We start from the raw sequence: 12805 nt of genomic DNA on the forward strand, positions 1-12805 counted from the left end.
CGCCACATTTCTCCAGAATTATCTACAGTAAAAGAGAGCCGTCATTGTCGACTGCAAATGAATAATTTGTGCGCTACTCAGCAGCCGCGGGAGAAAACGTGATGGACGATCTGGAGCAGAATTTGCTGTTTCGTTACATGGGTACGCATAGCCCCTGGTGGCGACTGACAGCAGACAGCAATGCTCTGCATCTTGCTGCCAGTGAAAGCGCTGACATCATTCAGGTGGTTGCGCTGGATGATGAACAGGCCGCGCTGATCCGCCAGCTCACCGTAATCACCTCCAGCATTGCCATGACCCTGCCTTTGTACGGTGTGGACGTTCCCGTTCATCTTGTCGGCCGTAAAATTAACAAAAATGAGTGGGCAGGAACGGCATCAGCCTGGAACGATACCCCTTCCGTTGCGCGCGACCTGGCGCAGGGGCTCTCCTTCGCCGAACAGGTAGTTTCCGAGGCTAACTCCGTGATTGTGATCCTCGACCAGAACGGGAATATTCAGCGCTTCAACCGTTTAAGTGAAGAATATACGGGCCTGAAGGAACAGGAAGTTATCGGGCAAAACGTGTTCAAACTGTTTATGAGCCGCAGCGAAGCCGCGGCCTCCAAACGCAACATCACCGGTTTTTTTCGTAACGGCAGCTCCTACGAAGTTGAACGCTGGATCAAGACCCGCAAGGGGCAGCGCCTGTTTCTCTTCAGAAATAAATTTGTTCACAGCGGCAGCGGAAAAAATGAAATTTTCCTCATCTGTTCAGGTACCGACATAACCGAGGAGCGTCGGGCCCAGGAGCGCCTGCGCGTTCTCGCCAATACGGATACGATTACCGGTTTGCCTAACCGAAATGCCATCCATGAGCTGATCTCTGATGCCATCACCGCTCGGGGTGACACGCAGGTTGGCGTAGTTTATCTCGATCTGGATAATTTTAAAAAAGTGAACGATGCCTATGGGCATATGTTTGGCGACCAGCTGCTACAGGCCGTTGCGCTGGCGATCCTGAGCTGCCTGGACGAAGGACAAACCCTGGCGCGCCTGGGTGGGGATGAGTTTATCGTGATGGCCACCGATACCTCGCAGGGCGCGCTGGAAGCGATGGCGTCGCGAATACTGACCCGACTGCGTCAACCTTTCCGCATCGGACTGATTGAGGTTTACACCGGCTGCTCGCTGGGCATCGCGCTTGCGCCCCAGCACGGTAACGATCGCGAAAGCGTCATTCGCAATGCCGACACCGCCATGTACACCGCCAAAGAAAATGGCCGGGGCAAATTCTGCGTCTTCTCGCCAGAGATGAACCAGCGCGTATTTGAATACCTGTGGCTGGATACCAACCTGCGTAAAGCGCTGGATAACGATCAGCTGTTAATCCACTACCAGCCCAAAATGACCTGGCGCGGCGAAGTCAGAAGTCTGGAGGCGCTGGTGCGCTGGCAGTCGCCAGAGCGTGGCCTGATCCCGCCGATGGAGTTTATCTCCTATGCCGAGGAATCAGGGCTGATTGTGCCTCTGGGCCGCTGGGTTATGCTTGATGTGGTGCGCCAGGTAGCAAAATGGCGCGACAAGGGGATCAACATGCGCGTCGCGGTCAACGTCTCCGCCCGTCAGCTGGCGGACCAGACCATCTTCAGTGACCTGAAGCAGGCGCTGAAAGACCTGAATTTTGAATACTGCCCGATTGACGTGGAATTGACCGAAAGCTGTCTCATTGAAAATGAAGAACTGGCCCTGTCAGTGATCCAGCAATTTAGCCGCCTGGGAGCGCAAATTCATCTGGATGACTTTGGTACGGGGTACTCTTCCCTGTCGCAACTGGCGCGCTTCCCTATCGATGCCATTAAGCTTGACCAGTCTTTCGTGCGGGATATCCATAAGCAGTCCATTTCACAGTCGCTGGTGCGTGCGATAGTCGCCGTGGCGCAGGCGTTAAATTTGCAGGTCATTGCTGAAGGGGTGGAAAGTGCAAAAGAAGACGCCTTTCTGACGAAGAATGGCGTCAACGAACGGCAGGGTTATCTTTTTGCTAAGCCCATGCCCGCTGCCGCATTCGAGCGATGGCTAAAACGTTATCAGGCCAGGAATGTCCGTTAGCTGGCTTTGCGTAAGCCCGTCGCCTGATGGCGATTTTGCAGCATAACCAGCCGCTCCATGTAGGCGATATCCTTCGGTTCAAGGCAGAAGGCGGCATCAACCCAATCCTCAGTAATGTCCATCAACTCGCTTCGCGGAAGTGGCAGCACGCGCGTACGTGCACGCAGCATGGCCCTTACGCCGTTCAGCTTCGGCTGTAGCGTGTCGATAAACGTCCGCACCGAAACATAGCTCTGTAACGGCTCAAATAAGAGATCCACAAGACCATGCTGCTCATACCATTCCGCCGTATGCGTCTCACCTTTGTAGATCAGCGCCTCCGCCATTTTCATGCCGGCACGACGCGCCACCAGTGAATAGCCGCCCATGCCCGGGAACAGATTGAACGCGATTTCCGGAAAGCCTAATCGGGCATCGCGCTGGGCCAGAATGAAATGATGCGCCAGCGCGGCTTCAAACCCGCCCCCTAAAGCGCTTCCTTCCACCATAGCCAGCGTGACAGCGCCGGTATCAAACCCTCGCGAGGCGGTATGAACGCAGTCCACACAGGCCCGGGCATAGGCGCGTAACGCTTCGCGTCGGTTGTTTTTGATGCACTCAACGAAGAACTGTAAATCACCGCCGGTATTGTAGATGTCGGGGACCAGCGATCCGGTGACCCAAAAATCAACGACAAATCCGGACTGTCGAACCAGCCAGGAGAGATTCATGATCTCCTCGATCAGCGCATGGTTGAAGCAAGGCCGTGGCGTGGCGCGTAACATCATCCACACCGTACGCCGTTCGGCCTCATAATAAGCCGCCAGTTGAGTGAATCGTTCAGCATCAGTAAACAATGTGCAGGTTGTCTGGTTGATAACTGTCATAGTCGAATTCCTCTTATAAAAAAGCGCGTTGCGCGCAGTTTTAGACTAATCCACCCCTACAACCCGCAGCAGACGGGGGTTAAATTTATCACTTTCATTTATGGGCTTTGGTTATTGCATTTTTTACCTTCTCTTTTGAATCAATTTTCTGCATCATTGATAATATTAACTTTTCGCTTCAGGGTGAGCTTATGTCTAACATTGATGCAACAGCCGTGGCGCAGCGTATTGATACTGTGCTGGATATTCTTGTCGCAGGCGATTATCACTCTGCTATCCGTAATCTTGAGATCCTCAAGTCTGAACTGCTGGCTGAGAACGGCGCTGATAACGCTCCAGAATCCACTCAGCCTAAAGCCCCGTGGGAAGTGTAACCACGTCGTTTCCGACCTTGCCTTTTAAATGGATGCTATGAACTCCCGACAACAAATCATTTTGCAGATGGTGATCGATCAGAGACGCGTAAGCGTGGTCGATCTCGCTAAAGCCACCGGCGTTTCTGAAGTCACCATTCGTCAGGATCTGAATCTTCTGGAAAAACAGAGCTACCTGCGGCGTGCGCACGGATATGCCGTTCCACTGGACAGCGACGACGTTGAAACCCGCATGATGAACAATTATGCGCTCAAGCGGGAGCTGGCGGAGTTTGCTGCATCCCTGGTGAATAACGGTGAGACCGTCTTTATTGAAAATGGCAGCAGTAACGCCCTTCTGGCGCGCACGCTTGCCGATCAAAAAGACGTTACCATCATCACCGTAAGCAGCTATATTGCCCATCTGTTGAAGGAAACTCGCTGCGAGGTGATTCTGCTGGGCGGCATTTACCAGAAGAAAAGCGAAAGCATGGTGGGGCCATTAACGCGCCAATATGTTCAGCAAGTTCACTTCAGTAAGGCATTCATAGGTATTGACGGCTGGCAGCCCGACACCGGCTTTACCGGCCGCGACATGATGCGTTCAGACGTGGTTAACGCCGTACTCGCCAAAGAGTGTGAAGCGATTGTGCTGACCGACAGCTCTAAGTTTGGCGCCGTACACCCTTATACGATGGGGCCGGCCTCGCGCTTCAGCCGTGTAATCACGGATGAGCGTTTGCGTGATGAATATCGCCAGCAATTAGAACAAGACGGTCTGACTGTCGATATTGTAAAAAAAACAGCCTGATTATCCTGCTGCGCCCGAATAATGGGCGCACTTAAACCTTTCTCTGAGAGTATTCCGACCCTTCCTTTAAGAGTTTTTACCTGTTGAAACCGTTCTAAACACGTAAAATTAGTATTAGCGATATAACAGGAAGTGACTATCACCTGCGTGATGATGAAACGCCTGCGCGACCAGCTTTCACGGGAACAGAATTTAAGTATGGATATTGTCTATACTTAAAGTGCATTCCTTTCCGTGAATCGATAATTCAGGAGAAAGTATTATGACCTTTACCAGCAAAAAATTAGCCGCCGCTGTTCTGGCAATCACTGTAGCAATGTCCCTGAGCGCTTGCTCTAACTGGTCTAAACGTGACCGTAACACCGCGATTGGTGCCGGTGCTGGTGCGCTTGGTGGTGCAGTATTAACGGATGGTAGTACGCTGGGTACATTAGGTGGTGCTGCCGTAGGTGGTATTATCGGTCACCAGGTGGGCAAATAATCACCATAACGGCTCTCACCGGCATAATAATATATTAAGTATTTTCAGGTCTGACTTACGCACGTAAAAAAAAGAGCCACGGCAATGTCCGTGGCTCATTTATTTTAGCCGCCCGCCAGTTTGACTTTCATTCCTTTGGCTTCCAGCAGCGTTTTAATTAAATCTCGTTTATCGCCCTGAATCTCAATAATGCCGTCTTTTACTGCCCCACCGCATCCGCACTTCTTTTTAAGCTCAGCGGCGAGCTTTACCAGGTCTGCATCATCCAGGTCAATGCCGGTGACAAGGCAAACGCCTTTCCCTTTTCTGCCGCTGGTCTGGCGCTGAATTCGCACGATACCATCGCCTTTTGGACGTTCAGCTTTCTCTTTTGGCTCTTCAATGCGCCCGGTATCCGTTGAATAGACCAGACGACTGTTGGCGTCACGCATTATGCCCCCTTTTTCAGTGATGCATTAATCGCTTTCAGGGTCTCTGCCGGATGAGCGGATTGCGTCACCGGGCGACCAATCACCATATAGTCTACACCCGCGCTCAGCGCCTGCTCTGGCGTCATGATACGTCGCTGATCCCCTGACTCGCTGCCTGCTGGACGAATACCTGGCGTCACCAGTTTAAAATCGCGGCCTAACTCAGATTTGAAGCGAACCGCCTCCTGAGCCGAACAGACCACGCCATCGAGACCACACTGTTGCGTGAGGCGCGCCAGACGCTCTGCATGTTCGGCAGGTGACAACGTCACACCCAGGTCGCGCAGGTCGGATTCATCCATACTGGTCAGCACGGTGACGGCGATCAGAAGCGGAGCGTCATTACCAAACGGCACCAGCGCTTCGCGCGCAGCCGTCATCATGCGTGCCCCGCCCGATGCATGTACGTTAACCATCCACACGCCGAGTTCAGCTGCCGCAGCAACGGCGTGCGCAGTGGTATTTGGAATGTCGTGGAATTTCAGGTCGAGGAAAACGTCGAAACCACGTTGATGCAGATCGCGGACGATTTGTGGGCCGAACAGCGTAAACATCTCTTTGCCTACTTTCAGACGGCAATCGCGGGGATCAATGCCATCAACAAAGGCCAGTGCGGCGTCACGGTTATTGTAATCCAGAGCAACAACTACGGGAGAATCGGTAACTACGCGGGAAGTGGAGGATGTAACAGACGTCATGACCAGCCCTTTTCGTCTATGGGCGCGCAGCGGCGCGGAACAGATAAACGGCGTGCATTCTACCTGCCCTCGGGGTAAATGAACAGAATCGAATGCTTTTCCTGCTGAACCCCAGACCGCACGGTGCTGATGGAATTACTGTAACCATTAGTATGTTGTAACTAAAGTGCAGCGTTTTAAAAAATTACTGTCCGTCCAGACCTCGGATTGGCTTAATGGTGGACCACGCCCGGCAGGAAGGGCAATGCCAGTAGAGCGAATAGGCGGTGAAGCCGCATTTCTGGCAGCGATAGCGCGGTTTGCTGCGCACCTGTTCACCCACCATGTCTCGCAGCACCATCAGGCTCTCTTTAGCGCGCCCTTCTTCTGCGTCATTAAGGTGGTAATCCATCAGCTTATGGAAGACACGCATGGTAGGATGACGCTGCAACTGACGGGTAATGTATACCTGGGCGGTATCGCTCCCTTCATGCTCTTCGACGACATCTGACAGCATCAGCTCGGCTGTGGCACCTGTATTCTCTTCAACACAGCGACGCAGAAACGCAACCCACTCGTCCTGCTTACCGAGCTGCTGATAGCAGGTTTGCAGCATTTCCAACGTTTCGCTGACCAGCTCTTTGTCCTGATCGATAACGCGAAGCAGGCTCTCCACGGCTTTGGCGTAATCACCGTTAGCCATAAAGACCCGCCCCATCATGATCGAGATGCGCGCGCTGTTGCGATCGGCCGCTGCGCCTTTCTTTAACAGTGCCATGGCTTTATCCATGTCATCGCTACCCATCTGCTGGAGAGCCAGCTCGCAATAGAAGTGGGCAATTTCGACGCGCTGTTTGTCTTTGCCGAGTTTGACCAGCCGTTCAGCGGTATCAATCGCTTTTTGCCAGTCGCTGGTGGCCTGATAGATTTGCAGAAGCTGCTGAAGCGCACCGATACGGAAGTCCGTCTCATCCACCAGCTGAGAGAACATATCCTCGGCGCGATCGTAAAGCCCCGCGGCCATGTAATCCCGCCCAAGCTGCTGCACGGCCAGCAACCGTTGCTCATAGGTCAACGAAGCGCTTTCCATCAAGGTCTGGTGGATACGAATGGCACGGTCAACCTCTCCGCGCGAGCGGAACAGGTTTCCCAGGGTGAGATGCGCCTCAACGGTGCCGGTATCCTCTTTAAGCATATCGAGGAACAGATCCACCGCTTTATCCTGCTGATTGCTCAGCAGGAAGTTCACCCCCGCTACGTAGTCACGGGAGAGTCGGTTTGCTTCATCCTGTTTTGTTTGTTGCGCGCTTCTGCGGCCCATATACCAGCCATAGGCTGCGGCGACAGGCAAAAGCAGAAACAACAACTCCAGCATATTCGATTATTCCTTGACTACCGGCACACCAGAGCTCGCCGGAATGTCAGACGCAGGCGTAAGTTGATGTTCAAGTCGTTTAATTTTACGTTCAGCGCGAACAAGAGAAACACGAACCTTAAGCCAGAACAGGCCGCATACAAGCCAGCCGATGACAAACCCCGCCGCGAATAACACAGCCAGCAGGCTCGACACCCGGTACTCGCCCTGCGCCAGCAGATAGTTGAAACTTACCTGTTGATCGTTTTGCGCGCCCAATGTGACTGAAATGACAAAAATCGCCAACACCAGTAAGAAAATGAGTAAATATTTCACATGACTTCCCGTTATGTGGTTCGAGCGTATAAAGCGTGTTCAACTCACTGCAATCAGCCTTATAAGCTACCATTTTAGTGGCGGGCGCGAAATGGAAAAAGTAATGCGCCCTACATGGATTTATGGTCAAAATGCGGAATATCAACCTTCAGGTTCCGCCAGACTCCCTTTCGGCTATTTCTTCCTTCTCTTCCGGCGGCGGCGTCAGGGGTCCACAAAAACGTTGTGCAAGCCAGGTCGCCAGCGTCACCAGTACCCACGAGATCAGCGTTGCCACCACCAAATCACGCGGCCAGTGCATCCCCAGCAGCATCCGGCTGCCCATTACGCCTGTCGCCCAGACCAGCAAAATCGCAATCGTGAGGGTACGCCGACGCGGCCACAGCAGTCCTACGCCAAGTAGCGCCCAGCTGGCAGCAAACATCGTATGCCCGGAAGGAAACGCAAAGCCGGTCTCTTTTTGCCAGTGTTTGCGTAAAAAGGTCGGGATATCCTGTTGTTCCGCAAGCTGCTCCTTTACCAGCGCACCGCGATCTTTACGCTTTAAATTGTAGAACTCATCCACCGGAACATGGTGCGTTTTTTCCAGCCAGACGACGAAAGGACGGGGTTCCTGCACGCGATCTTTCACCCACGACTTCACCCCCTGCCCGATGAGTATGGCCCCGCCGAGAATGGCAAACAGTACCAGCGCCGCACGAAGGCGAAAGCGCAGGCACCACAGGAACCAGCCACAGAGCAGCACGTGCGTAATAATCCCCCACGGCTGGGTGACCGTCTCGGTTATCCAGTATAGGGCTTTCAGCCACGTCTCGTTTTGTCCGGGCTGCCACATCCAGCCGGAGAACCAAACGACCAGGGGTATAACGAGCAATACGGCGGCACCTGCGGCCGTTCGTCTGGCAATCGAAAGCATGTCCTCTCCTTTTTCACTAAGCACCACAATCATAACTGAATTTCTTCATTCAGGTGGATATGTCGGATTGTGCGTTTAACGTTTGTAAAGCGTGGTGGTGATTAGGTGAAGTTGCCGGGCTTGTGGCAAAATAGTCCAATACAGAAAGCATAATGGGGCAAAGGCACGAAACGTGTCAGCCTGGTCTGGAGAATCACATGCAGCTTAAACGTGTGGCAGAAGCCAAACTGCCAACCCCATGGGGCGATTTCCTGATGGTGGGTTTTGAAGAACTGGCAACCGGGCAAGATCACGTCGCCCTGGTATTCGGCGACATTTCGGGGCAAACGCCGGTGCTGTCCCGCGTTCATTCAGAGTGTCTGACCGGTGACGCGCTGTTCAGCCTGCGGTGCGACTGCGGTTTCCAGCTTGAAGCCGCCCTTTCTCATATCGCAGAGGAAGGACGTGGCGTTCTGCTGTATCACCGTCAGGAAGGACGCAATATTGGCCTGCTGAATAAAATCCGCGCCTACGCGTTGCAGGATCAGGGCTACGATACCGTCGAAGCGAACCATCAGCTCGGCTTTGCTGCTGACGAGCGCGATTTCACCCTGTGCGCAGATATGTTCAAGCTGCTGGGCGTGGACGAAGTGCGTCTGTTGACCAATAACCCGAAGAAAGTGGAAATCCTCACTGAAGCGGGCATCAATATCGTGGAACGCGTGCCGCTGATTGTCGGCCGCAACCCGAAAAACGCGCACTACCTCGATACTAAAGCCGCCAAAATGGGGCATCTGCTGAGCGAGTAAACGCAAAACGCCCGGCACATGTGCCGGGCGATTTTATCAGTCCAGCATCTTACGAATTACATAATGTAAAATGCCGTCGTTCTGGTAATAGGTCAGCTCTGTTGCCGTATCAATACGACACCGGCAATCCAGCACTTCTGTCGTACCATCTGCGCGCGTTAATTTCACCGGAACGGTTTTACCCGGTTGCAGATTTTGCAGACCGCTGATATCAATCTGCTCTTCCCCGGTCAGACCCAGCGTTTTACGCGTCACGCCCTGCGGGAACTCCAGCGGCAAGATCCCCATGCCGATCAGGTTTGAGCGGTGGATACGTTCAAAGGATTCGGCAATCACCACGCGAACCCCGAGCAGACGCGGACCTTTTGCCGCCCAGTCGCGACTGGAACCGGAGCCGTACTCTTTACCGGCAATAACGGCCAGCGGCGTCCCCTCCTGCTGATACTTCATGGCTGCGTCATAAATTGAAATGACCTCTGTATCCGGCAGGTGGCGCGTCATGCCCCCTTCCACGCCCGGAACCATTTCATTGCGAATGCGGATGTTGGCAAAGGTCCCGCGCATCATCACTTCGTGGTTACCACGGCGCGAACCGTAGGAGTTGAAATCGCGACGTTCCACGCCACGGCTTTGCAGATACCGACCTGCCGGACTGTCCGCCTTGATGCTCCCAGCCGGAGAGATATGGTCGGTGGTGACGGAATCGCCCAGCATCGCCAGGATCCGCGCGCCGTGAATATCTTTCAGCGGTGCAGGCTCCGCCAGCATTTCGTCGAAGAATGGCGACAGGCGAATATAGGTGGAATCATCCTGCCAGTCATAGGTATCGGAACCCACCACGTCGATCGCTTTCCATTCCGCTGTGCCTTCGAACACTTCCGCATACTCTTTGCGGAACATCTCGGTGGAAACTTTCTCTACCGCGCGCGCAATTTCACGCGATGATGGCCAGATGTCTTTCAGATAGACCGGTTCATTTTTGCGATCGTGACCAATCGGATCGGTCGCCAGGTTAATGTTCATGTTTCCGGCCAGCGCATAGGCTACAACCAGCGGCGGCGAGGCCAGCCAGTTGGTTTTCACCAGCGGATGAATACGCCCTTCAAAGTTTCGGTTACCAGAAAGTACCGCGCCAACGGTCAAATCACCCTGCCTGATCGCCACTTCAATAGGCTCAGGCAGTGGACCAGAGTTACCGATACAGGTCGTACAGCCGTAGCCCACCAGGTTGAAGCCCAGCTCGTCGAGGTAAGGCGTGAGTCTGGCCTGCGCCAGATAATCGGAAACCACTTTCGAACCAGGCGCCAGAGAGGCTTTAACCCACGGCTGTGGCTTGAGCCCCAGTTCTACCGCTTTTTTTGCCAGCAGCCCGGCAGCCATTAACACACTCGGGTTGGACGTGTTGGTACAGGAAGTGATAGCGGCGATCACCACGGCGCCGTCAGGAAGCTGATACTGATGCCCGTTCAGAACATAGTCCACCGGACGGTGATCTTTTTGCGCGGCGTTAACCTCCAGCTCATTGCTGGCGGCAAAGGCTTTGGGAACGTTGCTCAGGGCGACGCGGTCCTGCGGACGTTTTGGCCCTGCGAGGCTTGCCTCAACGGTGCCCATATCCAGTTCCAGCGTACTGGTAAATACCGGCTCGTCACCCGGGTTACGCCACATGCCCTGCGCTTTGGTGTAGGCCTCAACGAGAGCCACCTGCTCCTCGCTGCGACCACTGAGGCGCATATACTCCAGCGTAACGCTATCAATCGGGAAAAAGCCGCAGGTCGCGCCATATTCCGGCGCCATATTGGCGATGGTGGCCCGGTCCGCCAGCGGCAAGGAATCCAGACCATCGCCATAAAATTCAACGAATTTACCCACCACACCATGCTTACGCAGCATCTGGGTGACCGTCAGAACCAGATCCGTGGCGGTGATGCCTTCGGACAATTTACCGGTCAGCTTAAAGCCCACCACATCGGGAATGAGCATTGATACCGGCTGGCCGAGCATGGCCGCTTCCGCTTCAATACCACCGACGCCCCAACCCAGAACGCCAAGGCCGTTAATCATGGTTGTGTGTGAATCGGTGCCCACCAGCGTATCCGGGTAAGCCACCCACTCTTTATCCTGCAATTCACTCCAGACGGCTTTGCCGAGATATTCCAGGTTGACCTGGTGACAAATGCCGGTGCCCGGTGGAACAACGCTGAAGCGGCTGAACGCCTGCTGACCCCATTTCAGAAATACGTAGCGTTCATGGTTACGTTCCATCTCCAGACGGACGTTTTCGCCGAAAGCATCGTCGTCACCAAAGTGATCGACGGTGACGGAGTGGTCAATGACGAGGTCTACCGGGGACAGGGGGTTAACCTTAGCAGTATCGCCCCCGAGACGCTTAACGGCTTCACGCATGGCAGCCAAATCCACAACCGCTGGTACGCCGGTGAAATCCTGCATAAGCACCCTGGCCGGGCGATAGGCAATTTCTCTGTCTGCATGTGCATTCTTCAGCCACCCTGCCAGAGCCTGGATATCCTCCTCGGTAACCGAGTCGCCATCCTGCCAGCGCAAGAGGTTTTCCAGTAAGACTTTCAACGACTTGGGTAACCGCGAAATGTCCCCAAGCGTTCTGGCAGCCAGCGATAAGCTATAGTAGCGCCAGGTTTTATTTTCCGCCTGTAATGTGTCCTTACTGGCTTCGCGTAGGGTTAACGACATAAGCTCCTCCTTAAAAACAGGGATGTCCTGACAATCATCAGGGCTGTAATTAAAGATAACACAAAGATGTCGTAACGTTTTGATAACAACCCAAATTGATAAATTTAGGAATGGTCCAACACGAGGGATAAAACAAAAAACCCCGCCGTGGCGAGGTTTTACGATTTAGTGCAAGGCCAGCCAGAGGAGCTGACACCAGAAGAGGATCGACGCTGAGAATACGCCGAGCCATGACCAGTATTTTACGGTTGTCATGTTATTCATCATAGGGACACCAGACTTTAATTATTTAAGGTTGCGAGGTCTGCCCTCGTTCTATATTGCTGATGTGTATTTATTAAGGAGTACAAAAGCGCACAGTCTTTATTCAGACTATTTGCATCATTACGCAAAATTCAAAATTATTGTTTTTTGGGTTCGTCTTCCGCGAACACATCAATAAAGGCCTGCTGCTGTGGCGTCAGTTTCCAGGAAGCTGGCACGCTGGTTGCTGGCGCCTTACGGGCTTTGTGAGCATTGTCACGAAGCTGACACATCTCTTTTCTCGCTTCTGTACGCACCGTCATGACCATAATCAACCCCAGTAATTCCAGACAAGAAGAGCAACCACCACCCAGAACAGGGCAGAGCCAAGAAATACCGCCAGCCAGGCTTTACGCTTAAGCGCGGGATCCCTTTGCGGTTCTTCACTTCCTGACGGCATTGCTAACCTCATACAATCGACATCGCTTATCATTTAGAGACCAAACAATTGGCACAAGTAATCATCTGATGAGATAAATCCTAAAGAAACTTTAGCCGAAAAGCCAGTGAATTTACGTATCTGGGCCTGGGAAAATTCAATCTTTTGACCCGAAATAAATAATTGAAAAGAATAATTTGCACACCTGTAAATTAGTTTCTACTTTTGTCGCAAATTTGCGACAGTAAAACCATAGTCATTTAATGGGT

Annotated in this window: 15 protein-coding genes; 5 read left to right on the top strand and 10 right to left on the bottom strand. The window is 53.1% G+C overall.

Translation table 11 applies throughout. The features are described 5' to 3' along the window. The first annotated feature begins 98 nt into the window (after nt 1-98). Nucleotides 99-2090: a cyclic di-GMP phosphodiesterase gene (gene pdeR / locus DD606_RS02360; RefSeq protein WP_003856827.1), complete on the top strand. Its 1992-nt coding sequence runs from the start codon at nt 99-101 to the stop codon at nt 2088-2090. Here the strand turns inward: pdeR and DD606_RS02365 are convergent. Next, nucleotides 2087-2956: a crotonase/enoyl-CoA hydratase family protein gene (locus DD606_RS02365; RefSeq protein WP_129258145.1), complete on the bottom strand. Its 870-nt coding sequence runs from the start codon at nt 2954-2956 to the stop codon at nt 2087-2089. The genes pdeR and DD606_RS02365 overlap by 4 nt on opposite strands. Nucleotides 2957-3147: 191 nt before the next feature. On the opposite strand from DD606_RS02365, the gene DD606_RS02370 reads away from it, so the two are divergent. The 3 genes from DD606_RS02370 to osmB all read left to right on the top strand — a co-directional run bounded on the left by DD606_RS02370 (nt 3148) and on the right by osmB (nt 4601). Then, nucleotides 3148-3330: a hypothetical protein gene (locus DD606_RS02370; protein ID WP_003856825.1), complete on the top strand. Its 183-nt coding sequence runs from the start codon at nt 3148-3150 to the stop codon at nt 3328-3330. A gap of 37 nt (nt 3331-3367) precedes the next feature. Continuing rightward, nucleotides 3368-4120, top strand: a complete 753-nt coding sequence (locus tag DD606_RS02375; RefSeq protein WP_129258147.1) for a DNA-binding transcriptional regulator YciT — start codon at nt 3368-3370, stop codon at nt 4118-4120. 262 nt (nt 4121-4382) lie between these two features. Then, nucleotides 4383-4601 (top strand): osmotically-inducible lipoprotein OsmB, encoded by a 219-nt coding sequence (osmB, locus tag DD606_RS02380; RefSeq protein WP_003856823.1) that lies wholly within the window; start codon nt 4383-4385, stop codon nt 4599-4601. 104 nt (nt 4602-4705) lie between these two features. Here the strand turns inward: osmB and yciH are convergent, their stop codons facing one another. The 5 genes from yciH to pgpB form a co-directional block, all read right to left on the bottom strand. After that, the gene (gene yciH / locus DD606_RS02385; protein ID WP_003856822.1) at nt 4706-5032 is read right to left on the bottom strand and encodes a stress response translation initiation inhibitor YciH; all 327 of its coding nucleotides are present in this window, start codon (nt 5030-5032) and stop codon (nt 4706-4708) included. After that, nucleotides 5032-5769: an orotidine-5'-phosphate decarboxylase gene (gene pyrF / locus DD606_RS02390; protein ID WP_003856820.1), complete on the bottom strand. Its 738-nt coding sequence runs from the start codon at nt 5767-5769 to the stop codon at nt 5032-5034. Before pyrF ends, yciH begins: the two co-directional genes overlap by 1 nt. Before the next feature lie 184 nt (nt 5770-5953). Continuing rightward, nucleotides 5954-7123 carry a lipopolysaccharide assembly protein LapB gene (gene lapB / locus DD606_RS02395; protein ID WP_003856819.1) on the bottom strand — a complete coding sequence of 390 codons (1170 nt, stop codon included), beginning with the start codon at nt 7121-7123 and terminating at the stop codon, nt 5954-5956. Between the two features lie 6 nt (nt 7124-7129). Beyond that, entirely contained in the window at nt 7130-7438 is a 309-nt protein-coding gene (locus DD606_RS02400) for a LapA family protein (protein ID WP_003856817.1), read from the bottom strand. Nucleotides 7439-7586: 148 nt separating this feature from the next. Then, nucleotides 7587-8354 (bottom strand): phosphatidylglycerophosphatase B, encoded by a 768-nt coding sequence (gene pgpB / locus DD606_RS02405; protein ID WP_003856815.1) that lies wholly within the window; start codon nt 8352-8354, stop codon nt 7587-7589. Between the two features lie 197 nt (nt 8355-8551). On the opposite strand from pgpB, the gene ribA reads away from it, so the two are divergent. After that, nucleotides 8552-9142, top strand: a complete 591-nt coding sequence (gene ribA / locus DD606_RS02410; protein WP_003856813.1) for a GTP cyclohydrolase II — start codon at nt 8552-8554, stop codon at nt 9140-9142. Nucleotides 9143-9178: 36 nt separating this feature from the next. On the opposite strand, the gene acnA is transcribed toward ribA, so the two are convergent. The 4 genes from acnA to DD606_RS02420 all read right to left on the bottom strand — a co-directional run bounded on the left by acnA (nt 9179) and on the right by DD606_RS02420 (nt 12569). Further along, nucleotides 9179-11854, bottom strand: coding sequence for an aconitate hydratase AcnA (acnA, locus tag DD606_RS02415; protein ID WP_045894816.1), 2676 nt, complete (start codon nt 11852-11854; stop codon nt 9179-9181). Between the two features lie 165 nt (nt 11855-12019). Further along, a complete protein-coding gene (ymiC, locus tag DD606_RS26335) occupies nt 12020-12118 on the bottom strand; it encodes a small membrane protein YmiC (RefSeq protein WP_032103392.1) in 99 nt (32 codons plus the stop codon). 137 nt (nt 12119-12255) lie between these two features. Then, a complete protein-coding gene (locus tag DD606_RS25865; RefSeq protein WP_006810843.1) occupies nt 12256-12426 on the bottom strand; it encodes a hypothetical protein in 171 nt (56 codons plus the stop codon). A 2-nt stretch (nt 12427-12428) separates the two neighbouring features. Beyond that, nucleotides 12429-12569 carry a YmiA family putative membrane protein gene (locus DD606_RS02420; RefSeq protein WP_213083754.1) on the bottom strand — a complete coding sequence of 47 codons (141 nt, stop codon included), beginning with the start codon at nt 12567-12569 and terminating at the stop codon, nt 12429-12431. Nucleotides 12570-12805 lie beyond the last annotated feature (236 nt).

Origin of the sequence: Enterobacter cloacae complex sp. GF14B (assembly GCF_004136805.1) — a bacterium.
GTDB lineage: Bacteria > Pseudomonadota > Gammaproteobacteria > Enterobacterales > Enterobacteriaceae > Enterobacter > Enterobacter hormaechei_C.